At 63.7% G+C, this 24,319-nt stretch carries 21 protein-coding genes; 12 read left to right on the forward strand and 9 right to left on the reverse strand.

All coding sequences use genetic code 11. From position 1 onward, the window contains the following. Positions 1–3 precede the first annotated feature (3 nt). Genes VPH41_RS26030 through VPH41_RS26045 form a run of 4 tightly spaced genes read right to left on the reverse strand, consistent with a single transcriptional unit; the run spans position 4 to position 4,527 of the window. Positions 4–1,524 (reverse strand): hypothetical protein, encoded by a 1,521-nt coding sequence (locus VPH41_RS26030; protein ID WP_328571992.1) that lies wholly within the window; start codon positions 1,522–1,524, stop codon positions 4–6. Positions 1,525–1,576: 52 nt separating this feature from the next. Then, positions 1,577–2,431 carry a sulfurtransferase gene (locus tag VPH41_RS26035; protein ID WP_328572067.1) on the reverse strand — a complete coding sequence of 285 codons (855 nt, stop codon included), beginning with the start codon at positions 2,429–2,431 and terminating at the stop codon, positions 1,577–1,579. Between the two features lie 12 nt (positions 2,432–2,443). Then, on the reverse strand, positions 2,444–3,367 hold the full coding sequence (locus VPH41_RS26040; RefSeq protein ID WP_287775641.1) for a DMT family transporter: 924 nt from the start codon (positions 3,365–3,367) through the stop codon (positions 2,444–2,446). 59 nt (positions 3,368–3,426) lie between these two features. Further along, entirely contained in the window at positions 3,427–4,527 is a 1,101-nt protein-coding gene (locus tag VPH41_RS26045; protein ID WP_152284338.1) for an aromatic ring-hydroxylating oxygenase subunit alpha, read from the reverse strand. A gap of 406 nt (positions 4,528–4,933) precedes the next feature. Between VPH41_RS26045 and VPH41_RS26050 the strand changes: the two genes are divergently transcribed. From VPH41_RS26050 to VPH41_RS26090, 9 genes are all read left to right on the forward strand, one after another. Then, complete coding sequence (locus VPH41_RS26050; RefSeq protein ID WP_046683420.1) at positions 4,934–5,185, forward strand: exodeoxyribonuclease VII small subunit; 252 nt, start codon at positions 4,934–4,936, stop codon at positions 5,183–5,185. A 41-nt stretch (positions 5,186–5,226) separates the two neighbouring features. Then, on the forward strand, positions 5,227–6,093 hold the full coding sequence (locus tag VPH41_RS26055; RefSeq protein WP_328572068.1) for a polyprenyl synthetase family protein: 867 nt from the start codon (positions 5,227–5,229) through the stop codon (positions 6,091–6,093). Continuing rightward, the gene (gene dxs, locus VPH41_RS26060) at positions 6,094–7,965 is read left to right on the forward strand and encodes a 1-deoxy-D-xylulose-5-phosphate synthase (protein WP_152284340.1); all 1,872 of its coding nucleotides are present in this window, start codon (positions 6,094–6,096) and stop codon (positions 7,963–7,965) included. A gap of 158 nt (positions 7,966–8,123) precedes the next feature. Next, entirely contained in the window at positions 8,124–10,226 is a 2,103-nt protein-coding gene (locus VPH41_RS26065) for an FUSC family protein (protein WP_328571993.1), read from the forward strand. Between the two features lie 208 nt (positions 10,227–10,434). Then, positions 10,435–12,987 carry a hypothetical protein gene (locus VPH41_RS26070; RefSeq protein ID WP_328571994.1) on the forward strand — a complete coding sequence of 851 codons (2,553 nt, stop codon included), beginning with the start codon at positions 10,435–10,437 and terminating at the stop codon, positions 12,985–12,987. A gap of 25 nt (positions 12,988–13,012) precedes the next feature. Continuing rightward, positions 13,013–14,161 (forward strand): cytochrome-c peroxidase, encoded by a 1,149-nt coding sequence (locus VPH41_RS26075; protein ID WP_328571995.1) that lies wholly within the window; start codon positions 13,013–13,015, stop codon positions 14,159–14,161. Between the two features lie 277 nt (positions 14,162–14,438). Further along, a complete protein-coding gene (locus VPH41_RS26080; protein ID WP_152285130.1) occupies positions 14,439–14,636 on the forward strand; it encodes a hypothetical protein in 198 nt (65 codons plus the stop codon). 81 nt (positions 14,637–14,717) lie between these two features. After that, the gene (locus tag VPH41_RS26085) at positions 14,718–15,083 is read left to right on the forward strand and encodes a glutaredoxin family protein (protein ID WP_226941597.1); all 366 of its coding nucleotides are present in this window, start codon (positions 14,718–14,720) and stop codon (positions 15,081–15,083) included. A gap of 30 nt (positions 15,084–15,113) precedes the next feature. After that, positions 15,114–15,293 (forward strand): hypothetical protein, encoded by a 180-nt coding sequence (locus VPH41_RS26090; protein ID WP_152256226.1) that lies wholly within the window; start codon positions 15,114–15,116, stop codon positions 15,291–15,293. Here VPH41_RS26090 and VPH41_RS26095 read toward each other — a convergent pair. Together VPH41_RS26095 and VPH41_RS26100 are read right to left on the reverse strand one after the other, a co-directional pair. Then, positions 15,290–15,712 carry a hypothetical protein gene (locus tag VPH41_RS26095; RefSeq protein WP_328571996.1) on the reverse strand — a complete coding sequence of 141 codons (423 nt, stop codon included), beginning with the start codon at positions 15,710–15,712 and terminating at the stop codon, positions 15,290–15,292. The genes VPH41_RS26090 and VPH41_RS26095 overlap by 4 nt on opposite strands. 169 nt (positions 15,713–15,881) lie before the next feature. Then, positions 15,882–16,436, reverse strand: coding sequence for a cob(I)yrinic acid a,c-diamide adenosyltransferase (locus tag VPH41_RS26100; protein ID WP_287775634.1), 555 nt, complete (start codon positions 16,434–16,436; stop codon positions 15,882–15,884). Positions 16,437–16,586: 150 nt separating this feature from the next. Between VPH41_RS26100 and VPH41_RS26105 the strand changes: the two genes are divergently transcribed. The 3 genes from VPH41_RS26105 to glcF are packed head-to-tail and all read left to right on the forward strand — an operon-like array spanning position 16,587 to position 20,400. Continuing rightward, a complete protein-coding gene (locus VPH41_RS26105) occupies positions 16,587–18,077 on the forward strand; it encodes an FAD-linked oxidase C-terminal domain-containing protein (RefSeq protein ID WP_328571997.1) in 1,491 nt (496 codons plus the stop codon). A 16-nt stretch (positions 18,078–18,093) separates the two neighbouring features. After that, complete coding sequence (gene glcE / locus VPH41_RS26110) at positions 18,094–19,164, forward strand: glycolate oxidase subunit GlcE (protein WP_328571998.1); 1,071 nt, start codon at positions 18,094–18,096, stop codon at positions 19,162–19,164. 6 nt (positions 19,165–19,170) lie between these two features. Further along, on the forward strand, positions 19,171–20,400 hold the full coding sequence (glcF, locus tag VPH41_RS26115) for a glycolate oxidase subunit GlcF (protein ID WP_328571999.1): 1,230 nt from the start codon (positions 19,171–19,173) through the stop codon (positions 20,398–20,400). Here glcF and VPH41_RS26120 read toward each other — a convergent pair. From VPH41_RS26120 to VPH41_RS26130, 3 genes are all read right to left on the reverse strand, one after another. Beyond that, positions 20,393–22,504 (reverse strand): putative bifunctional diguanylate cyclase/phosphodiesterase, encoded by a 2,112-nt coding sequence (locus VPH41_RS26120; RefSeq protein ID WP_328572000.1) that lies wholly within the window; start codon positions 22,502–22,504, stop codon positions 20,393–20,395. The genes glcF and VPH41_RS26120 overlap by 8 nt on opposite strands. Positions 22,505–22,689: 185 nt before the next feature. Further along, positions 22,690–23,175, reverse strand: a complete 486-nt coding sequence (locus VPH41_RS26125) for a glutathione peroxidase (RefSeq protein ID WP_152285123.1) — start codon at positions 23,173–23,175, stop codon at positions 22,690–22,692. A 1-nt stretch (position 23,176) separates the two neighbouring features. Then, positions 23,177–24,316 carry a PilT/PilU family type 4a pilus ATPase gene (locus tag VPH41_RS26130; RefSeq protein ID WP_328572001.1) on the reverse strand — a complete coding sequence of 380 codons (1,140 nt, stop codon included), beginning with the start codon at positions 24,314–24,316 and terminating at the stop codon, positions 23,177–23,179. Positions 24,317–24,319 lie beyond the last annotated feature (3 nt).

The following is a 24,319-nucleotide window of genomic DNA, read 5'->3' on the forward strand; positions in this document are numbered from 1 at the left end:
GTATCAGGACGGCGTTTGCGTCAGCCGTTGCAGTTCAAACAGTGCGTTGCCGTATTCGGCATACATCACCATGCCGGTGGCAACCGTCTTTTCAAAATACTCCCTGGCTTTGCGCCGGTCCTGTTTCAGCAGATAGTATTGGCCGATATTAAAATACGCTTCGCATAAGGACAGCAGGCGCTCGTCGCCCTGCATTGTGTCGGCCGCCGCCAGCACCTGTTCCGGCGTCGAGATGCCGGTGAACAGCCCGTAGGCGGGACGCGGCCAGGCGCCGCTGGCGTCGGCATTCAATTCCTGCCTGAGCGCGTCCGGCAAGGCTAGCCCGGCAGGTCCCAGCGTCCACAGATACCACAGCCTGGCATACGGCTGTGCCTCCATGTTTGCCGCCGAGATGGTCAGCGGTTCCAGGTCGTCGAGCGCGCGCCGGTATTGGCCCATCTGGTAATAAGTCTGGCCGCGTTGGTAGGCGACTTCATAGGCATCGTAGCCCAGCAGCCGCGCCTGTTCCAGCTGCTCGATGGCGGCCTGGAACTGTCCGCGCCGGACCTGGATCGATGCCAGCGTCATATGGTAGACAGCCGTCGATGGTTGCAGCGCCAGCGCCTGCGTCAGGTCGGCCCATGCCAGCTCGGCTTGCTGCAGATCCGCATGGGCCGAGCCGCGCAACCAGTAGGCCTGGGCCAGTTCCTGCTTGTCTTCCGGCTTGCGTGCGATGGTCGCGCTGTGCTCGGCGATGTCTTTTTCCAGGCTGCTGCGCATGCGCTGGCCCGGCGTATTGGCCGCCGTGCCCGGTTTGTTGCTGTTGATCCACATTTCCGGGACACTGAAGGAGCCGCCCATCATCTGGCTGATGTGTTGCAGTTGCGCGAGGAATTTGTCGAGCTCGCCTACCGGCACCGAATCGGCCCGGAAAGAGAGTTCCAGCGTGATCCGCGCCACATTCCCGCGAAATTGCTGGGACTGTTTGTAGGTGAAGAAATCGCCGTCGTAGCGCGTGGTGGTGGGGTCGAGCAAGCCGCTGACGTTGTCAGGCAGGTTGATCTGGAAGGTATAGCTCAGTGTCTTGCCGGTGCCCGGCAAGACTAATGGGACGCCGCGTGCGGCCTCGTCCTTGATACGCGTCGCTTGAATGAAATTCACCGGCATGAATGCGAAGATCCAGCCTTTGCCCAAGGCGCTCGCGGCGTGTTCGATCATGTAGCGGTCGACCATCGTGATGTGTGCGCCAGGCCTGTAGTCGGCCAGTTCCGCGACCCCAAGGCGTTGCGCGCCCGGATAGCGCGCCTGGGTCATGGCCTGGTCCGCCTGCGCATAGCCGGCCATGCGCGTCGCTGCGCCTTCCTGTACTTTGTCCGCCAGCAGGCCATCGTAGCTGGTGCGTTTTTCAAGCAGTACCGGCTGGTCGAACGCCCTGACGGTCATGATTTCCTTCAAGTCATACGCGGCGGGTGGTTTTTGCGCGGCGGCAGGCAGGCTGAATGCCAGGCACAAGCCTGCCAGTACGCTCAAGAGGGATCGTTGCATCGGTAATTCCTGATAATGACAAAGGTCGGCGACGGGACGCCGTGCCAGCTGCTTATGCTGTCCCGGTTGCCACGGGCCTTGCCGGGTCGGCGCACCATTCGCTCCACGAGCCCGGGTACAGTGCCGCGCCAGGCAAGCCGGCCACTTCCAGGGCCAGCAGGTTGTGGCAAGCCGTCACGCCGGAGCCGCATTGCATGATGGCTGCTTGCGGTGCGTCAAACAGCGCGCTGAAGTCGCGCCGCAGTTCGTCGGCGCCTTTGAAGCGGCCGTCCGCCTGCAGGTTATCCTTGAAGAAACGGTTTTTCGCGTCGGGAATATGGCCGCCCACGGGGTCGATGGTTTCGTTTTCGCCCCGGTAGCGGTCGGGCGCGCGCGCGTCGATCACGGTCAGCGCCTGTGTTTCCAGGTTGGCGATGACGTCCTGCACGCTGGCCGTGCGCGTCAGGCTGGCTTTTTCCGTGAGCTTGCCGGCAGGGCGGGGCGCCACGGGCGTGACCAGGGGCAAGCCTTGCGCCTGCCAGGCGGCCAGGCCGCCGTCGAGCACGGCGACGGCCCCGTGGCCCACCCAGCGCAGCAGCCACCACAGGCGGGCGGCGAACATGCCGCCCTGGCCGTCATAGGCCACCACTTGCGTGTCGTCATGGATGCCCCAGCCGCGCAAGGTGGCCAGCAGGGTATTGCGGTCGGGCAGGGGATGGCGTCCCGTAAAGTCCGGGCCGCGCGCCGTCTTGGGGCCGGACAGGGCCGTGTCGATGTCGGCGAACTGCGCGTTCTGGATGTGGCCGGCGGCAAAGGCGTCGCTGCCGGCCGTGGGGTTGAGCAAGTCGTGGCGGCAATCGAGGATGACCCAGTTGCTGTCATTCACGTGGTCGGCCAAATCATTGCTGTTGATCAAGGTCGTATACAAGGTCATGACTCCTTACACTTCGCTGGCGATGGGATCCGTGCGCGCGATGGCGGCGCCACGGGCCGTGTTGCGGGTATTGTAATAGGTTGCCGCGATGCCGGAAGCGAGAATGATGCCGATGCCGGCCCAGCCGTGCCAGTCGAACAGGTCGCCAAAGATCACCACGCCCCAGAAGCTGGAAAAGACGATGCCCGTGTACTGCAGATTCGCCACCACGAGGGTCTTGCCCAGGCGATACGCGCGCGTCATGGCCATCTGCGCCATGGTGGCGCACAGGCCGATGGCGGCCAGCAAGCCGATGCCGTAGCCGCTCGTGTGCGCGTGCCAGACGACGGGGCCGCCGCCGGCGCTGGCCACGTGGCCGATCACGCCGGCGAGGAAATTGACGACCGAGAAATAGAACACGACCCGGTACTCGGGTTCGCCCAGCAAGCCCAGCTTGCGTACTTGCAGGTAGGCGAGGGCCGACAGCATGCCGGAGATCAAGGCCGTGATGGCGCCAGCCGCCTGGTCCGTCTCGAACACGGGTTGCAGCAGCAGGGTCACGCCGACAAAGCTCATGGCGATGGCCGCCACCAGCGGCCACTCGACCTGTTTCATGCCTTTCCACCAACCGCCCGCCAGCAGGATCACGGCGATCCAGATGGGCGCCATGTAATTGAGCGTCATGGCCGTGGCCAGCGGCAGGATGGCGATCGCGTAAAACCACAGCCACAGGGCGATCACGCCCACCACGCCGCGCCACAGATGCTGGCCCGGCATCGTGGTTTTAAAGCTGCCGCCCTGGTAGAGGATGGTGCAGCTCATGACGGTCATGCCGATGATGCCGCGGTACATGACGATTTCGGACGTCGAATACATGTCCGACGCCAGCTTGACGCACACGCCCATGATGGCGAACATAAAACTGGCAAACAGCATCCACAACGATTGCATTGGATTCCTGGGTAATGAGAGGATAAAAAAAGGGCCGCGTCATGCGGCCCTTCTGCGAATTACAGTTCGATATTGCTGCGGTACCACTCGTGGAAGTGCTGCATGCCATCTTCCATCGGCGACTGGTAAGGACCCACTTCGCTCACGCCGCGCGCCATCAGGGCCTTGCGGCCCGCATCCATGCGCTGGGCGATTTCATCGTCCTCGACGCAGGTTTCCATGTAGGCAGCCCGTTCGGCTTCGACGAAGTCGCGCTCGAACAGCACGATTTCCTCTGGGTAATAGAACTCCACCACGTTGCGCGTCTTTTGCGGGCCATCGGGCCACAGGGTCGAGACGATCAGCACGTGCGGATACCATTCGACCATGATGTTCGGATACAGGGTCAGCCAGATGGCGCCATACGGCGGCGCTTCGCCGCCGCGGAATTGCAGCACCTGCTCCTGCCATTTCTTGTAGGCAGGCGACCCCGCTTGCTGCAAGCCCCGGTGCACGCCCACCGTTTGCACGCTGTAATCCTTGCCGAATTCCCAGCGCAGGTCGTCGCAGCTGACGAAGCTGCCCAGGCCCGGGTGGAACGGTTCCACGTGATAGTCTTCCAGATAGACTTCGATGAAGGTTTTCCAGTTGTAGTCGCACTCGTGGATTTCCACGTGGTCGAACATGTAGCCGGAAAAATCGAGGTCTTTCGAGACGGACAAATCTTTCAATTTTTCCATCACGTTGTAGCCGTTCTGCTCGAACAGCAAGCCATTCCAGCTTTGCAGCGGCGTTTTCGACAGGTTCAGGCACGGCGTCTCGGGGAAATGCGGCGCGCCGATCAATTCACCCTTGAGGTCGTAGGTCCAGCGGTGCAGCGGGCATACGATATTGTTGGCATTGCCGCGGCCGTTGAACATCAGCGCCTGCCGGTGGCGGCAGACGTTGGACAGCACTTCGATGCCATTGGCGTTGCGCACGAGCATGCGCCCTTCGTTCTCAGACGCCAGGGTCGCAAAATCGCCGGTTTCCGGCACCATCAGCTCATGCCCGACATAGCGCGGGCCGGCTTGGAACAATTGTTGCATTTCACGCTGCAACAGCGTTTCGTCAAAATAGACGTGGACCGGAAGTTGCGCGTTTGAGCGCGCCAGCTTGGCGTGAGTAGCCAGATCGGACATCCCAACCCCCCATAAATGTACAACGGTCAGCAGTGCCCCAGGCCATTCCCTGGGCAACCGCTACAGAGAGAAAGAATCCGCAAAGACCTGAATTCAAATTTGTTGAAACGGTATTTCGGACAGAACCGGCGATTATAGCGCGTATCGGCCTCGGCATTGCCAAAACCCCCGGCAATTCCGGCACTTTAATGAGAAACGTTGTCATTTACCGTGCAATTTCGGGCCGATGGGGGCGATTGCGCTAAAATTCACTGCCAAGCTGGCAACGTCTTCCCCTTTGAGCACGCCGATTGCGCTTTAGTTTTCACTTAATAGTGTGGTTTGTTCTAAAATAACGCTTCTATGCTGGCCGGGAGTCCCCGGCGTCTCCCTACAAGCCCCTCGTGCCACGAAGAGATCTGAGTCTATGTCGAAGAAATTAACTGCCGCTGCCGCAGCGCCGGCCTCGTTTGAAGAGGCAATGGCGGAACTGGCGCAGCTGGTAACGCAAATGGAAGCGGGCCAGTTGCCGCTGGAAGCATCGGTCGCGGCCTATCAGCGCGGCTCGGAACTGGTCAAGTATTGCGCAACCCAGCTCGACAGTGTCGAAGCGCAGGTGAAAGTACTGGAAGGCGACATGTTGAAACCGTTCGTGGATGCCGGCGAGGCCGCTCAATGATGGCCAGCGTGCAACAAGACAGCGTGACCTTCGGCGACTGGATGCAAAGCACCCAGTCCGGCGTGGAAAGCCGGCTCGACCAGTTCCTGCCGGCGGCGGACGCCGTGCCACACAAGCTGCACGCAGCCATGCGCTATGCGCTGCTGGGCGGCGGCAAGCGCGTGCGCCCGCTGCTGGTGATGGCGGCCGGCGAATTGTTCGATGCCGACCAGGACACCCTGGCGCGCGCCGCTTGCGCACTGGAAATGATTCACGTGTATTCACTCGTGCATGACGACATGCCGTGCATGGATGACGATGCCTTGCGCCGCGGCAAACCCACCGTGCACATCGCCTACGATGAAGCGACGGCCCTGCTGGTGGGCGACGCGCTGCAATCGCAGGCGTTCATGCTGCTGGCCGACGGCGCGGCGATTCCTCCCGCGCGGCAAATGGCCATGATCAAGCTGCTGGCGCACGCCTCCGGTTCGGCCGGCATGTGCGGCGGCCAGGCGATCGATCTCGACAGTGTGGGCCTGGCCTTGAGCCTGCCGCAACTGGAACAGATGCATCAGCTGAAAACGGGCGCCTTGCTGCGCGCGGCCGTGATCCTCGGCGCGCTGGCGGGCAAGGAGCTGACGCCGGACGACATGACGGCGCTGAACGCGTATGCGCGCGCCGTCGGGCTGGCGTTCCAGGTGGTCGACGACGTGCTCGACGCGACGGCCGATTCGGCCACCCTGGGCAAGACGGCGGGCAAGGATGCGGCCGCCAACAAGCCCACCTACGTATCGATACTGGGGCTGGAACCATCGAAAGCCCTGGCAGAACAATTGCGGTGCGACGCCCATGCGGCGCTGGCGCCATTCGGGGACAAGGCACGCCGTCTGCGCGAGCTGGCAGACCTGGTCGTGCAGCGGAAGGCATAAATGAAACTGTTAGAAACCATCAATGAACCAGCGCAAGTGCGCAAGCTGGCCCGCTCGCAACTGGTGCCGCTGGCGCAGGAATTGCGCAGCTTCCTGCTCGACTCCGTTTCCAAGACGGGCGGCCACCTGTCGTCCAACCTGGGCACGGTCGAGCTGACCGTCGCGCTGCACTATGTGTTCAACACGCCGCACGACCGCATCGTGTGGGACGTGGGCCACCAGACCTATACGCACAAGATCCTCACGGGCCGCCGCGAGCGCATGCACACCTTGCGCCAGAAGGACGGCATTTCCGGCTTCCCCAAGCGCGACGAGAGCGAATACGACACGTTCGGCACGGCCCACTCGTCGACGTCCATTTCCGCCGCGCTGGGCATGGCGCAGGCCGCCAAGATCAAGGGCGACCCGCTGCACGCGATCGCCGTGATCGGCGACGGTTCGATGACGGCCGGCATGGCTTTCGAGGCGATGAACAATGCGGGCGTGCAGGAAGACGTCAACCTGCTGGTGATCCTGAACGATAACGACATGTCGATCTCGCCGCCCGTTGGCGCGCTGAACCGCCACCTGGCGCGACTGATGTCGGGCCAGTTCTATGCGGCCGCGAAAAACGTGGGCAAGTCCGTCTTGCCCGGCCCCGTGCTGGAATTGGCGAAGCGCTTTGAAGAGCACGCCAAAGGCATGGTCGTGCCCGCCACCATGTTCGAGGAATTCGGTTTCAATTACATCGGCCCCATTGACGGCCACGACCTCGATTCGCTGATCCCGACCTTGCAAAACATCAAGCAATTGAAGGGTCCGCAATTCCTGCATGTGGTCACGAAGAAGGGGCAGGGCTACAAGCTGGCCGAAGCGGAACCGATTTTGTACCACGGCACGGGCAAGTTCAACCCGGCCGAAGGCATCAAGCCGGCCACGGCGCCCGCCAAGATGACTTACACGGAAGTGTTCGGCAACTGGCTGTGCGACATGGCCGCGCACGACAAGCGCCTGGTGGGCATCACGCCCGCCATGCGCGAAGGCTCGGGCATGGTCAAGTTCGAACAGAAGTTCCCGGCCCGCTATTTTGACGTGGGCATTGCCGAACAGCATTCCGTGACCTTTGGCGCTGGCCTGGCCTGCGAAGGCTTGAAACCCGTCGTGGCCATCTACTCCACCTTCCTGCAGCGCGCCTACGATCAGCTGATCCACGACGTGGCCCTGCAAAACCTGGACGTGACCTTCGCGCTGGACCGCGCTGGCCTGGTGGGCGCCGATGGCGCCACGCACGCGGGCAACTACGACATGGCGTTTTTGCGCTGCATCCCGAACATGGTCATCATGGCCGCGTCCGACGAAAACGAATGCCGGCAGATGCTGACGACGGGTTACCACTACCCGGGTCCGGCTGCCATCCGCTATCCGCGCGGCGCCGGTGCCGGCGTGGCCATCGTGCCGGAACTGACCAGCATCGAGATCGGCAAGGGCGAACTCAAGCGCCAAGGCAAGCGCATCGCCATCCTGGCCTTCGGTTCCATGGTGGCGCCGAGCGTGGCGGCCGGCGACAAGCTGGACGCGACGGTGGCCAACATGCGCTTCGTCAAGCCGCTCGACGTGGCGCTGGTGAAACAGCTTGCCGCTGAGCATGACTACCTGGTGACGGTGGAAGAGGGCTGCATCATGGGCGGCGCCGGTTCGGCCGTGGCCGAGGCCCTGGCGGCCGAAGGCATCGTCAAGCCGATTTTGATGCTGGGCTTGCCCGACACCTTCATCGACCATGGCGACCCCGTGCAGCTGCTGAAAGGCGTGGGCCTGGACGCTGCCGGCATCGCCGCCTCGATCGAGCAGCGCTTTGGCGGCACGCAGCCGCCGCGCCTGGCAGCTGTCAGCTAAGCTGGCTTGCATACGGAAAAGCGACACCGCGGTGTCGCTTTTTTTTCGCCCTCGTGGATTTTACGCTGCACTGCAACATTTTTTGCCCGGGAATGCTACGATGACGCTTTGATACCTTCTCAAAGTCCACCTTGCACTTCAGGAAACTTCACCGCCGTGTGCGCGCACTGGCCGGCCGCTGGCTGGCGGGCATGCACGCCTACACCGATACCCTGGCGCAGCGCCGCCCCCTGTGGATGGTCACCCTGGCCATCGATGAAACGAACCTGTCCGAAGGCTTGCGGGCCGCCTGCGCCTCGAGCGCCATGCTGCTGCTGGGCTTGCTGTTTGACCACCCCGATTTTTCCTGGGCCGCCATCGGCGCCTTCTGGACTTGCTTGGCCGACGCGGCGGGCACGCGGCGCATGCGTTTCGTCTCGATGGTGGGCTTCGGCTTGCTGTCCACCGTGGCCGGCGGCCTGACGGCGCTGGCGGCCGGCCACGGCGTAGCGGCGGCCGCCATTGCCGTGCTGCTGTTTTCCTGGGCCGGCGCGCTGGCGCGCATCTGGGGTGCGGCCACGGCGCAAGTGGCCATCCTGGCGGCCACGGCCTGCGTGGTGATGGTCACGCATCCGCTGGCATCGATGACGCAGACGGCGCCTTTCCTGGGCCTCTACATGTTCGGCTGCCTGTTTGCCACCGTGCTCAGTTTTACCGTCTGGCGCATCCACCCGTTCGGCCCCAGCCGGCGCGCCATCCGCGCCGCGTATTCGCGCCTGGCCGGTATCGCGCGCGACAATGCGCGCTTCCTGGAACAGGGCCCGGCATTGCCGGACGCGGCGGCGCATGGCGCCAGCTACCGTTCGCAGGCGCGCGCCGCACTGGAAGCGGCGCGCGTGGCGCTGGCCGCCGTGCCGCCCGCGCGCGCGGGCCGCAGCGCCCTGTACGACAATCTGTTGCTGGCGCTCAGCGACGCCGAGCGCATCTTTGCCTATCTGATTGCCGTCACGCATACATGCGAGCGCGAGCAGCAGCGCCTGCGCCGGGACCCGCGCGCGCGGCGCAGCCTGGAAGTGATGGCCGTGCTGCTGCGCCGCCTGGGGCAAGCCGTGCAGCGCCAGCCGGAAACGCCGCCCCTGCTGCTGCAGCGGCGCCTGGCCGCCTGCGGACGGCGCCTGGAAGCGGCGCTGGGCGCCTTGCTGCCGCTGCGCCTGAACGTGGAATTCATGGAGCTGGGCTTGCCGCGCGCAACGCAGCTGCCGTGGCGCGAGGCGGCTTTCCTGGCGCTGGGGCAGGCGTGGCAAACGGCGAAAGTCAATGCCACGCCGCAGTCGCTGAGCTGGCGCCATGCGGCGCGCGTATCGCTGGCGACGACGGCCGGCTTCCTGCTGGTCGAAGCCTTGCACATTCCCTTCGGCTACTGGGCCACCATGGCGACCTTGCTGATCCTGCAGCCGTCCGTGTCGACTACCTGGCCGCGCGGCATCGAGCGGGTGGCGGGCAGCGTGCTGGGCGCCGTGCTGGCCGTGCTGATCGGCCTGGCCGTCCACACCCCGCTGGCGATCTCGCTCGTGGTGTTTCCCCTGATCGTCGCCACCATGGCTTTGCGCCGCGTCAGCTACAGCCTGCACGTGCTGTTCATGACGCCCGCCTTCGTGCTGGTGGCCGACTATGCGGCGCCGGCCAGCGAGATGGTGTATGCCGCTAGCCGCCTGGGCAACAATGTGCTGGGCTGCGTGCTGGCCCTGCTGGCCACGTTTTTCCTGTGGCCGGACCGCGAGGCGGACGACCTGGACCAGCGCCTGGCCAAGGCCGTGTCGGCCAACCTGAAATACCTGCTGGCCGTGCTGGCGGCGGGCGGACGGTGGGATAGCGCGATTGCCCGTCTGCGCCGCGAGGCGGGACTGGCCAGCAATAATGCGGAACAGGTGCTGCAGCGCCTGCGCATCGAACGCCGCCTGGACCGCAGCAGCGGCGTGGGCCTGGCGGCGCTGCGCACCTTGCCGCTGCTGCGCCGCGTGGCGGGCAGCACGGCGCGCATCAGCCTCAGCCCCCAGGCGGAACCGGCCACGCCCCAGCTGCAGCAGTGGATTGCCGAAGTCAGCGGGGAAATCGACGCGCTGCTGCGCGGCGCGGCGGACGTTCCGGCGCCCGGCCCCTGCGCGGCCGACGGCTTGACCGTCCTGCAAGCGGACGCGGTGGCGCAGGTCCAGCTGCTGCGCGGCTTGCTGCGCGACCATGTGCAGGCGCAGCCGCAGCCGGATACACTGGCGCCGGCGTAAGGCAGCAGCGTGGCGCAGATGCAACAGCTCGCCGCGAAATTTTTACGCACGTCAAAAAAACAGCATTGACTTGATTTTCAAACATTGCAACCGTAAATGGTAATAGTTATCATTTGCAATTGGCGGCATGAGAAGACGACACTCGGTGATCAAGTGAAGGGCGGCATCATGAGACTGCCCCTTTCCCACCCGCAGTAGCAAGGTTTTCATGTCTTCCATTCTTACCCTGCGCCAGTCCGTACTGGCCATCGGCCTGGCCTTTGGCGCCAGCGCCGCCACCCCATCTGTCTTTGCCGCCGAAGCCGACACGGAGGAGCCCGCACCGCAAGTGCTGCCCGAAGTACGCCTGCAGGCCGAGCGGGAGTCCGTGGGCGAACAGCGCCTGGACAAGCGCCAGATCGAGGCCATGAATGGCATCGACGGCAATATCACCAGCTTGCTGCGCATCAATCCCAGCGTGCAGTTCGATAACAAACAGCAAGCGTCCGCCACCCAGGGCGAGCTGGCGCCGGCCGACATCAGCATCAACGGCGCCAAGTTCTACGACAATCTGTACCAGATGGACGGCATGTCGCTCAACAACGATATCGGCCCGAACAGCAGCAACCCTGCCAGCAATACCACGCCGCCGTCGGCCAGCCAGGGCTTTGCCGTCGACACCAGCCTGCTGTGCGACGTGACGGTGCTCGATTCGAACATCGGCGCCGAATATGGGCGCTTCAAGGGCGGCGTCGTCAAGGCCAATACCTGCGCGCCCACGCGCAAGCTGGCCGGCCAGGTGTCCGTGGAAAGCACGCGCTCGTCGTGGATGCAATACAAGCTCAGCGACAGCCAGCGCGAAAGCGCGGCCAATTCGGCCACGGCCGATCTGCAGCCCGCGTTCGAGAAATGGACGTACCGCGCCGCGCTGCAGGGCAAGGTGACGGAGAATTTCAGCCTGATCGGCAGCTTCATCCGCAAGACGTCGGAGATTCCCCTGAACGGCTACGGCAATGGCTTGCAGAGCGCAAGCGACGCCAACCGCAAGGTGCAAAAGCGCGGCAGCGACAACGCCTTCGTGCGTGGCTTCTGGACCATCACGCCCGGCGTGCTGGCCGATTTTTCCCTCATGCATGCGCCATCGAGCGGCGACTATTTCATTGCCAATACCCGGAACAGCAGCTATCACCTGAAGAGCGGCGGCAATGGCATCAACCTGGGCCTGACGCACCCCGTGGGGTGGCTGGGCAATGCCACGGCGGAGCACCGCTTGAGCTGGAACAGGATGGACAGTTCGCGCGACGCCGATGCCACCGTGTGGAAGGCGTGGCGCTACTCGAGCGACAAGAACTGGGGCGTCAAGACGGGCACGGGTGCGACGGGCTGGGCCAGCAACGAGGGCGGCTACGGCGACATCGACCAGGAACAGGAAAGCGCGCAATACCAGGGCAAGCTGAAGTGGGAGCCGCTCGAGTTGCTGGGCATGTCGCATACTTTCCAGGCGGGCCTGGAACTGGGCACGCAGCATTCGCGTTACCAGCGCAACACCACGTATGAGCAATACACGGCATCGGCCAACACCGCCACTTGCAATATGCTGGGCGGCGGGGTCGATACGCAGTACTGCTCGCTGGCAACGCCATGGAATGCGGCCTCGAGCGTGCGCGGCCAGTACCTGGCCTCGCGCATCATTTTTTACGCGGGCGGCTATGAACTGAGCAACAAGACGCGCGGCGCCTTCCTGCAGGATGACGTCAAGGCGGGCGATGTGCGCGTGCGCCTGGGCATGCGCTACGATACGGACGACCTGTCGCCGAAGTCCAGTATCGCGCCCCGCCTGTCCGCGTTCTGGGACGTGGCGGGCAAGGGCACGACGCAGGTCGAGCTGGGCGCCAACCGCTACTATGGCCGCAATTTCTTCAATTTCTATGCCCAGTCGAAACGCCTGGCACTGCAGACCTCGCCGCAAACGCGTACCTTGTCGGGCGGCTTGCTGAAGGACTGGGCCGCGCCCGTGATGGCCAGCAACTGGAGCTGGCTCAAGCTGGGCGACATGAAGGTGCCGTACACGGATGAAAAACTGCTGGGCATCAGCCAGCAATGGGGCGGCGTGAAGTGGAGCGCCAAGCGCGTGCTGCGCGAAGGCCGCGACGAGATGGTGTATCACGTGGTGTCGGCCGCCAATTTCTACTGGGATAACGTGGGCCGCAGCAACAGCAAGGTGTGGACCCTGTCCGCCGAGACCATGCGCCCGCTGCGCTGGGGCGGCAGCGCCACGCAGGTGCAGTTCGGCTATGACCGCACGCGCACCACCAGCACGCACGCCACCTACGACGATTCGCTGAGCGACCTGACGAACGAACTGGATAAATTCATCTATTACCAGGGCAAGTTCGTGCGCTGGGCGGACCGCCCGGCCGACAATTACAACCGTCCGTGGACGGCCCGCCTGCTGCTGTCGACCGATGTGCCCGCGTACCGCCTGAAGGTGGACAATTTCTTCCGCATGCGGGGGCCGGAAACGAATATGATCGCCACGGGAGAGGCGCTGCCGTTCGACGGCGACGTGGCGAAGGTCTACCAGGACGTTTCGACCAGCAAGTCCTTCACCTGGGACATGCGCGTGCAGTACGCGCTGCCGAAGACGGGATGGGGCGCAGGCTTCGTCAACCTGGGCATCGAGAACGTCAGCAACCGCAGCAATCCCCTGTTTGATGCCGGCAACGGGGTGGTGTTTGAAAAAGGCCGCCAGTTCACGCTGGAACTCGGCTACCGCTTCTAATGACTACGACCATGACGGCAGGCGCATGAATATCGCATCCCACCTGAAAAAAACCACCTTTGCCGTGGCCGCCTTGCTGGCGGGCGGCGCGGGCCTGATGACGAGCATGGAGGGCCGCGCCAGCGATGCCGTTCCCGCCAGCATTGCCTGCGCGGCGGACAAGGGCTGGGACATGGCCTGTCTGCGCCAGAGGTATGCGCAGCCCATCGCCAGCTGGCCCCGTCCGCAGGTGGCCGACGGCGTCGCGCCGCAGGAAATGGCGCCCGTCTCGGCCCTGCCGCCGGCGCAGGTGGCGCCGCAGGTGGCGGCGCTGGGACAGCGGCTGTTTAACGACCCCCGCTTGTCGCGTTCGAACGCGGTGGCCTGCATCAGCTGCCACAGTCCCGCCCACAGTTTTGCCGACAGCAAGCGCACCTCCGTCGGCCACGAAGGGCGGCTGGGCCAGCGCAATGCGCCGGGCTTGCTGGGCGTGGGCCAGCTCAAGCCGCTGTTCTGGGATGGCCGCGCGAATACCCTGGAAGAGCAGGCGCTGGGGCCCTTGCAGCATCCGGACGAAATGGCCATGGACGTGCCGGTCCTGGCGGCCAAGCTGGCCGCCCTCGATGACTATCCGGCGCAATTCGACGCGGCCTTCGGCCCGGGTGCCGGTGTGACCCTGCCGCGCATCCTGACGGCGCTGGCCGATTACCAGCGCACGGTGCTGCCGCCCGTCACGCGCTTCGATACGTTCCTGGAAGGCGAGCGCGCCGACTTGAACGACCGCGAGCTGCTGGGCCTGCACCTGTTCCGCACCAAGGCGCGCTGCATGACGTGCCACAGCGGCGCCTTGCTGACGGACCAGCAATTCCATAACCTGGGATTGACGTATTACGGGCGCAAGAAATATGAAGACCTGGGGCGCTACGTGGTGACGGGCAAGAATGAGGACGTGGGCAAGTTCCGCACGCCCGGTTTGCGGGGCGTGGCGCAATCGGGGCCGTGGATGCACAACGGCCTGTTCCCGCAGATGGTGGGTTTGCTGAACATGTATAACGCGGGCATGTCGCGCCCCGTGCCGCAGAATGCGCAGCAGGCGGCCGATCCGAAATTCCCCGTCACGTCGCCCCTGTTGCAGCGCTTGCAGCTGACGTCCGACGAAATCATCGCGCTGAAGAGTTTTCTCGAAGTGCTATAGCCTGCTATGGCCGCTCGGCCGGCTGCGCCCGCAGCCGGCCTTTTCCTGCTTGCGGCGCCGATATTGTATAGACGTTTGGCGCCTCCCAATCTCTCCAAATTCCACATTCGATGGGCTTTTCCCATATATTTTCCAAAGTGGAAATTTATCGGAAGGAAACGTTGACTCTAAAATAAGTGCGGTCTATATTCGATTTTGTAGGATGTAAATTCTATAAGGTAATAAGCATTGAATTGCAAGTGGCATCCCTTTTTCCATGTCAATCGAAAGGTAGAAAATGTTTAAAAAGATCGCACTTTTCCTGTTTGCCGTCGGTGTCAGTGCGTCCTATTCGGTGGGGGCGGCCGGCAATGGCTTGAGCGACTGCCAGCGCGAGTGCTACGGCGCCTTTACCGATTGCCTGGATTCCGGCCAAACCAGCAACGAATGCAAGGCGATGTTGAATGCATGCAAGGTTGAATGCGCCTTGAATTAAGCAAACCAGGTTTGCCGGGATGACACAATCGTCCCGGCTTGAAGGCAACGACGTCAAGGTAGCTTCACGATGCAAAAGAAAATGAAAACCATCGCCATGTATGGCGTGATATTGGCCGCCGGCCTGGGCAGCGGTTATGGCCTGTCCTTATTGCCTGGTTTATTCAAGTCGACCTACACGGAAGGCAATTACGCCGCGTATTTCCCGAATGCCCAGACGAAGGTGGTGTTGTATGGGACGGACTGGTGCGCCTATTGCGCCAAGACGCGCGCGTATTTCAAGGAAAATAAGATCGAATTCGTCGATCTCGATATCGAGAAATCGCCGGAAGCAAGAAAAGCCCATGAAGAACTCGGCGGCGGCGGCGTGCCCGTGGTGTTGATCGGCAACCGCAAGATCCAGGGCTTCAATGCGGGCGCGCTGGAAGCGGCGCTGAAGAAAATCTGACGTCTCCGTTATTCACTTGAAAGGTCGACCATGTTCAAAAAGATTGCCGCTTTTCTGTTTGCCGCCGGTGCGGCCCTGTCTTTCAGCGTGCATGCGGGCAGTCCCGATTGCACCTTTGTCTGCGAGCGCAACATGCTCGATTGCGTGGAGTTCGAACAGCCCGCATGCATGCAGGCATACAAGGAATGCCTGAATCAGTGCCTGCGCTAGCCAGGTGCTGCCGGTGTAGTGCGCTGCCAGGTCATCCTGGCTGATTTTTCCTGATTGTTAATTTGATTGGACTGGCAATGAATAAAAAACTGGCTATTTTCCTGTTTTCCATCGGCCTGGGCATCACGGGCGCGGCGATGGCGGCACCGGTGGACTGCAAAGCCGAATGCCGCGTCGGCATGAGCGAATGCCTCGATGTTTCCGGTGGCCTCAGCCATTTGTGCTTCGTCAATTTCGACATTTGCGTCAACGAGTGCCGCGCGCGCTAACTCCTGTCTTCCGGCGGGCTGGAACAGCCTGCCGTCCTTGTGAAGTTTCTCTTTTTGCGAAGGAATACTTATGATGAAGAAATTGGGTTTCTTTTTGTTTGCCATGGGTGTCAGCGCATCGTATGCCATGGCCAGTAGTACCGCCGACATCACGGAATGCCAGTCCGAGTGCTATATGGCGCTCGATGCCTGCGTCATGGAGTTCAGTGTCCCTTCATGCGTCCGCGCCAATAAAGCGTGTCTGCAGCGCTGCGGCTAGTCAGCACCAGTAGGATAAGACACGGCGATGCTGTTTCACAGGCATCGCCGTTTTTTTATCTCATCCCCGCGTGCGGTCATGCCGCCACAGCACGTCGCTGCCGCCGGCAAAGCGGTTCAGCACGCGCGACAGCACGAACAGCAGGTCCGACAGGCGGTTCACGTACTGGCGCGGATGTTCGTGGATGGCTTCCGCATTGGCCAGCGCGACGATGCTGCGCTCGGCGCGGCGGCACACGGTGCGGCACACATGCGCCTGCGAGGCGGCGCGCGAGCCGGCCGGCAAAATGAATTCGCTCAAGGCGGGCAAGTCCGCATTGTATTTCGCCAATAGCGCATCGAGGCGCAGCACGTGTTCTTCCTTGATCAGCTGGTAGCCGGGGATGCAGATTTCGCCGCCCAGGTCGAACAGGTCGTGCTGGATGGCCACCAGCTCGCCGCGCAGATCGTCGGGCATGGCTTCGCACAGCAGCAAGCCCAGATGCGAATTGAGTTCGTCCACGTCGCCCATGGCGTGGATGCGCGCGCTGTCCTTGCTGGTGCGGCTGCCGTCGCCCAGGCCGGTGCTGCCATTGTCGCCCGTGCGCGTGGCGATTTTCGAAAGTCGGTTGCCCATGATGTCGGTCCTGTAAAGAAGAATGGGGGCAGCATACGACACCGTGCGCCGCCTGGCCCCGGATTTGCCCGCAAATCGGACAAAAAATGCGACGCATGTCCCTTTTGTGCTTACAATCGTTGCACGCCCATGCACTTTTGTCCCCATCTTATGCTCAATGCTGCCCCCGAACCCGGATTGACCGCCGCGCGCCAGCAAGCCGTTGTCACGGCCCTGCTGGCCGTGCTGCCGGCCCGCTGCGTGCTGTCCGACGCGGAAGATACGCGCCCGTACGAATGCGACGGCCTGGCCGCCTACCGCCAGCTGCCGATGGTGGTGACGTTGCCGGACACGGAAGAACAGGTCATCGCCATACTCGGCGTCTGCCGCGCATTGAAGGTGCCGATCGTGCCGCGCGGCGCGGGCACGGGCCTGTCGGGCGGCGCCTTGCCCATCGCCGACGGCGTGGTGCTGTCGACGGCGCGCCTGAACCGCATCGTGCGCCTCGATGCATATGCGCGCACGGCCGTGGTGCAGCCGGGCGTGCGCAACCTGGCCATTTCCGAGGCGGCCGCGCCCCACGCGCTGTACTACGCGCCCGACCCGTCTTCGCAGATCGCCTGCAGCATCGGCGGCAACGTGGCGGAAAACTCGGGCGGCGTGCATTGCCTCAAATACGGCCTGACCGTGCACAATGTGCTGCGCGTGCGCGTCGTCACCATCGATGGCGACGTGCTGGAACTGGGCGGCGAATGCCTGGACGCTCCTGGCCTGGACCTGCTGGCCGTCTTCATCGGTTCCGAAGGCATGCTGGGCATCGTCACGGAAGTGACGGTGAAGCTGATCCCGAAACCGGCCACGGCGAGGGTCATCATGGCTTCGTTCGGCGACGTCGTCACGGGCGGCAATGCGGTGGCCAATGTGATCGCCGCCGGCATCATCCCGGCCGGACTGGAAATGATGGACCAGACGTCTTCGCGCATGGTCGAACCGTTCGTCAAGGCCGGCTACGACATCGACGCGGCCGCCATTTTGCTGTGCGAAGCGGACGGCACGCACGAGGAAGTGGAAGAGGAGATCGCCCGCATGACGGCCGTGCTGGAAGGGGCGGGCGCCAGCGCCATCGCCGTTTCGCAGTCGGAAGCGGAGCGCATGAAGTTCTGGTCCGGCCGCAAGAACGCGTTTCCCGCCGCGGGACGCATCTCGCCCGACTACTACTGCATGGACGGCACCATCCCCCGCAAGCGCCTGGCCGAAGTCCTGACGGGCATCGCCGCCATGGAAACGACGCATGGCCTGCGCTGCGCCAACGTGTTTCACGCGGGCGACGGCAATCTGCATCCCTTGATCCTGTTCGACGCCAACATGCCCGGCGAATTCGAGCGCGCCGAAGCGTTTGGCGCGGACATCCTGGCCCTGTGCGTGGCCGTGGGCGGCACCATCACGGGCGAGCATGGCGTGGGCATGGAAAAGATCAATTCCATGTGCGTGCAGTTTACGCGCGCCGAACTCGATGCCTTCTTTGCCGTCAAGCGCGCCTTCGATCCCCACGCCTTGCTGAACCCGGACAAGGCGATACCCACCTTGAACCGCTGTGCCGAATTCGGCAAGATGCATGTGACGGCGGGGCGCCTGCCGTTCGCCAACCTGCCTCGTTTTTAATTTTCCGGAGACTCTTTTGCAAGCGATAGCGGAACAATTCAGGCAGCAGATCCTGGCAGCGAGCGCGGCGGGTCTTCCTTTGCGCCTGCGCGGCGGGGGCACGAAAGACTGGTATGGCCAGCAGCTGGCAGGCGAGGTGCTCGACACGCGCGCATATGCGGGCATCGTCGACTATGAGCCGACGGAGCTGGTGATCACGGCCCGCTGCGGCACGCCGCTGGCGGACATTGAAGCGGCGCTGGCCGCGCGCAACCAGATGCTGGCTTTCGAGCCGCCCCATTTCGGCCCTGGCGCCACGGTGGGCGGCGTCGTCGCCAGCGCGCTGTCCGGCCCGCGCCGCGCCAGCGCGGGCGCGCTGCGTGATTTCGTGCTGGGCGCCGTGCTGCTGGACGGCCATGGCGAACGGCTGGCCTTCGGCGGGCAGGTGATGAAAAACGTGGCCGGCTACGATGTCTCGCGCCTGCTGGCGGGTTCCTTGGGCACCCTGGGCCTGATCCTGGAAGTGTCGCTGAAGGTGCTGCCCTTGCCGCTGCGCGAAGCGACCTTGCGCGTGGCGTGCGCGGAAATCGCCGCCTTGCGTATGCTCAATGAGTGGGCGGGCAAGCCGCTGCCGATATCGGCCACCTGCTGGCATGACGGCGTCCTGAGCGTGCGCCTGTCGGGTGCGGAGGCGGCCGTGTCGGCGGCGCTGCACACGCTGGGCGGCGAGGTGCTGGCGCCGCAGGAGGCTGCCGCGTTCTGGCTGTCCGTGCGCGAACAGACGCACGATTTCTTTGCGGGCGCGGGCAGCCTGTGGCGCTTGTCCTTGCCGCCGCACGCCAGCGCCGTAATATTAAAGGGGCGCCAGCTGATCGAGTGGGGCGGGGCGCAGCGCTGGCTCAAGCTCGACGGCGATGCCGACGCGGCAGGCAGCCAGCACATCCGCCAGGCCGTCGCTGCCGCCGGTGGCCACGCCACCTTGTTCCGCGGCGGCGACAAGGCCGTGGGCGTGTTCCACCCGCTGGCGCCGGCCGTTGAAAAAATCCACCAGCGTTTGCGGCAGGCTTTCGACCCGGCCGGCATCTTCAACCCGCACAGAATGTATTGAGCGCGCATGCAAACCAATCTCGCCGATTTCATCAAGAACACGCCGGCAGGCGACGAAGCGGAAGCCATCCTGCGCGCCTGCGTGCATTGCGGCTTTTGCACGGCCACCTGTCCCACCTACCAGCTGCTGGGCGACGAACTCGATGGCCCGCGCGGACGCATCTACCTGATCAAGCAGGTACTGGAAGGCGCGCCCGTCACGGCCAAGACGCAGACGCACCTGGACCGCTGCCTGACCTGCCGCAACTGCGAATCGACCTGTCCCTCGGGCGTGCAGTACGGGCGCCTGGTCGACATCGGCCGCAACGTCGTCGAGCAGCGCGTGCAGCGCCCCTTGCGCGAGCGTGCCCTGCGCTTCGCCCTGAAGGAAGCCTTGCCGCGCCGCTGGCTGTTTACGCCCGCGTACAAGGCGGGGCAGGCGCTGCGGCCCCTGCTGTCGAAAAGCCTGCAGGACAAGCTGCGTCCCGGAGAAAAGGCCGGGGCGTGGCCCGCGCGCCGGCACGCGCGCACCATGCTGCTGCTCGACGGCTGCGTGCAGCCGGCCATGTCGCCGAACATCAACGCGGCCACGGCGCGCGTGCTCGACGCGCTGGGCGTGCAATTGATCGTCGCGCCCAGGGCGGGCTGCTGCGGCGCGCTGCGCCATCACCTGAACGACCAGGACGCGGCGCTGGACGACATGCGCCGCAATATCGACGCCTGGTGGCCATACGTCGACAGCGCCGAAGCCATCGTCATGACGGCTTCCGGCTGCGGCGCCACGGTCAAGGAATATGGCCACCTGCTGGCGCACGACGCGCAGTATGCGGACAAGGCGCGGCGCATCGCGGCATTGACGCGCGACTTGTCCGAGATCATGCCCGCGTTCGAGGCGGAGCTGGTGGCGCTGCTGCAGGGGCGCATCGGCAAAAAAGTGGCGTATCACCCGCCATGCACCCTGCAGCACGGCCAGCAGATCCGAGGCAAGGTGGAGCAGGTGCTGCGCGCCGTCGGCGTCGACGTGCGCCTGTGTGCCGACAGCCATTTGTGCTGCGGTTCGGCGGGCACGTATTCGATCCTGCAGCCGGACCTGTCGCAGCAGCTGCGCGACAACAAGGTGGCGAATCTGGAAGCGTGCGAGCCGGACATGATCGTGTCGGCGAATATCGGCTGCCTCACGCATTTGCAGTCGGGCACCGAGACGCCCGTGCGGCACTGGATCGAGTTGATCGACGCGGCCTTGTCACCCGTCAGATAGGCACTTCGCTGTACTGAGCGATGCGCCATTGCGGCGCCGGGATGAAATTGTTTGCCCATTCCAGCACGGCGTCGGCCGGCATGGGGCGGGCGATGCCGTAGCCTTGCGCCAGGTCGCAGCCCAGCTGGATCAGGCGCGCGCCATGCTCGACGCTTTCCACGCCTTCGGCGATCACCGTCAGGGAAAAGGAGCGGGCCAGGCCGATGACGGCGCGCACCAGGTGCAGGTCGTCGCGGTCGTTGAGCATATTGCGCACGAAGCTCTGGTCGATCTTGACGATATTGGCCGGCAGGCGTTTCAGGTAGGACATCGACGAGTAGCCGGTGCCGAAATCGTCGAGGGCAAACGTGATGCCCAGCGCCTGGCAGGCGCGGATGATGCGGCGCACGTCTTCGATGTCGTGCAGGGCCGACGATTCGAGGATTTCCAGTTCCAGCATGCTGGCGCACACGCCGGGAAATTCGCCGAGGATGGTTTCCAGGCGCGACACGAAATCGGGCTGCTGGAAGTGGCGCGCCGCGATATTCACGCTGACCACCCAGTGCTTGCCGGCGGCGCTCCAGCGCTGCATCTGCCGCAGGGCCTGGCGCAGCACCCATTCGCCGATATCGATGATCAGGTCCGTCTGCTCCACCAGCGGCAGGAATTGCGCGGGCGCCAGCACGCCGCGGCGCGCATGCTGCCAGCGCAGCAGCGCTTCCATGCCCACCACCGTGCCGGCGCGCATGTTCACCTTGGGCTGGTAGTACAGCCGCAGTTCCCCATTGATCAGGGCCTGGCGCACTTCCGTGCGCTGGTTGTGGTGGGTACGCACTTCTTCATCGAGGTTGGTGTCGAAGAAGTGGTACTGGTTGCGCCCCGTCAGTTTGGCCTGGTAGACGGCGTGGTCGGCGTGGCGCAGCAGGCTTTCCGTATTCAGGTCCTTGCCCGCGTAGACGGCGATGCCGGCGCTGGCCGTCATGTGCAGCGCCTGCTGGTCGCACTGGTAGGGGCGGCTCAGCTCTTTCATCAGTTGCGTGATGTTCTGTTCGATGCTGGCGATGCTGGCCTGGCCGCACAGCAGCATGACGAATTCATCGCCGCCCAGGCGCGCCGCGTAGTGGACCTGGCCCGTAAAGCCGTGCAGGCGGCCCGCCACCTGCTTGAGGATTTCATCGCCCGCCTCGGCGCCGTAGCGGTCGTTGATGGCCTGGAAGTGGTCGAGGTCGAACAGGCAGACGGCCAGCAGGCGCTGGCGTTCGCGCGCGAGGAACAGTTCCTGCTCGAAGCGGGCGGCCAGCGCGGCCCGGTTGGGCAAGCCCGTCAGCACATCGTTGTAGTTTTGCCACGACAGCTTTTGCAGTGCCTGCTGCATGTGCACGGTTTCGTTCAGCTGTTCGCCCAGTTGCCGCTGGCTCGTCTTCAGCGAGGAAAACAGTTCTTCGACATCGCCGGCCATGCTGTTGAACGATTGCGACACGGCTTGCGCTTCAGGCGTGGCACCCGCCGCCAGGCGCACGGCGAAATTGCCTTCGCGGAAGCGGTCGGTCGCCTGCACGAGCCGCGCCAGCAGCCTGCGGTGGGCGGCCAGGATCAAGCCCAGCAGGAGGAAGACCAGCACGATATTGACGGCGCTGAGGACGGCTTGCCCGCGCACCTTGTGCCACACCTGCGCCAGGGGCAGGCCGGGCGTGTAATGGAGGTCGAGGACGCCGTCGCCGCCGTCCGGCAGCGCCACCGTCAGGCGGCTGCGGATGGCCGTGATGCCGGCCAGGCGCGCGAACCATTGCGGCACCGTGGCCGCCATGGCGCCGGCCAGCGGCGTGTCGGCCAGCACTTCGACATGCTCGTCAGCCGTATCCCAGCGCGCGGCGGCGAGGTTGCGGTTCAGCGGCAAGGCGCTGCGCAGCACCTGCCGCACGCTGTCGTGCATGGCTTGCCGGTCCGTGTGCACGGCCAGCGGCAGCACGCTGTTGGCCAGGAACAGGTCCAGTTGCCGGGCATCGCTCTGGTAGCGCGCATTGGCCAGCGCGCTTTCCGTACCGAGCAGGGCGTGATAGCGAACGGCGGAAACGGCGAGTATCAGGAAGAAAATAGGAATGAATAGGCGGGAATAAATGCCCATCCGCATCCATGAAGATAATATTTTCCCAAAGACTGGCATCGTTTTTTGATCGATATCTACGAATAATTATGTAAACATTATCACCGAAATTTGCTATTGGAAACACAATATTGATATCAAGCATGAAATAAATATCGAATAATTGATTTCCGCGATTGTTGCCTTTAATCAAAGCGTAGAGTCTTTTATTCTTGTAGCAATTGCCGTATGTCGGCCGCCAGGCTGGCCGGTTTGCTGGCCGTGGCGTAGCGGCGAAACACGCTGCCATCCTTGCGCACCAAAAACTTGGTGAAATTCCATTTGATGGCTTGCGTGCCCAATATGCCGGGCGCCGCCTGCTTCAATTGGGCAAACAAGGGATGGGTGTGGCTGCCATTCACGTCGATCTTGGCAAACAGGGGAAAGGTGACGCCGAAGTTTTTTTCGCAAAAGGCGCCAATTTCCGCATTCGATCCCGGTTCCTGCTGGCGGAATTGATTGCAGGGAAATCCCAGCACTTCCAGGCCTTGCGCGTGAAATTCGCGGTACAGCGCTTCCAGGCCCTGGTATTGCGGCGTGAAGCCGCAGGCGCTGGCCGTGTTGACGATGAGCAGTACCTTGCCCTTGTAGCGCGCCAGGTCGACGGGCGTGCCGTCCAGCGCTTCAGCCTGGAAATCGTGGATGCTGGCCATGTCAGAGCAGTCCCAGTTTGGTGGCGCCCGCTTGCGGGGCCGGTTCCGGCGCCGTTGCGCCCTTGAGTTTGATCGCCAGGCGCAGGTCGTTGACGGAGTCCGCATTGCGCAGCGCGTCTTCATAGCTGACGGCGCCCGCCTCGTGCAGGTCGAACAGGGCCTGGTCGAAGGTCTGCATACCCAGTTCGCGCGATTTTTTCATCAATTCCTTGATCTCGTGCACCTGGCCCTTGAAGATCAGTTCGCTCATCAGCGGCGAATTGAGCAGGATTTCCAGCGCCGCCTGGCGTCCGCCGCCGTCCTTGTTGGGAATCAGGCGCTGCGAAATCATGCCTTTCAGATTGAGCGACAGGTCCATCAGCAGCTGCTGGCGCCGCTCCTCGGGGAAGAAGTTGATGATGCGGTCCAGCGCCTGGTTGGCATTGTTCGCGTGCAAGGTGGCCAGGCACAGGTGGCCCGTCTCGGCAAACGCGATGGCGTGGTCCATGGTGTCGCGGTCGCGGATCTCGCCGATCTGGATCACGTCGGGCGCCTGGCGCAAGGTGTTTTTCAGGGCCGTGGCCCAGTCGTCCGTATCGACGCCCACTTCGCGCTGGGTGACGATGCAGTTGCCGTGCGGATGGATGAATTCCACGGGGTCTTCGATGGTGATGATGTGGCCATGGCTGTGCGCGTTGCGGTGGCCCACCATGGCGGCCAGGGTGGTCGACTTGCCGCAGCCCGTGGCGCCCACCATGATGACGAGGCCCCGCTTGCTCATCACCACGTCTTGCAGGATGGCGGGTAAACCCAGCCCATCCAGGGTGGGAATGGCGGTATTGATCAACCGCAAGACCATGCCTGCCTGGCCCATCTGCACGAAGGCGGACACGCGGAAGCGCCCCAGGCCGTCCGGGCTGATGGCGAAGTTGGCTTCGCGGCTGGCCTCGAATTCGGCTGCCTGGCGTGCATTCATGACGGCGCACACATAGCCGGCCGCCTGCTGCGGGGCCAGCGGGCCGCCCGCCAGCGGCGTCAGCTTGCCGTCCAGCTTGATGGCGGCAGGAAAGCCGGCCGTGATGAACAGGTCGGAACCGCCCCGGTCGCGCATCTGCGCCAGCAGCGCGTGCATGGCGCCATAGTGTTCGTGCGTCGTCTGCATGCG

It is taken from the genome of Janthinobacterium sp. P210006, from assembly GCF_036231885.1.
Classification (GTDB): domain Bacteria; phylum Pseudomonadota; class Gammaproteobacteria; order Burkholderiales; family Burkholderiaceae_D; genus Janthinobacterium; species Janthinobacterium violaceinigrum.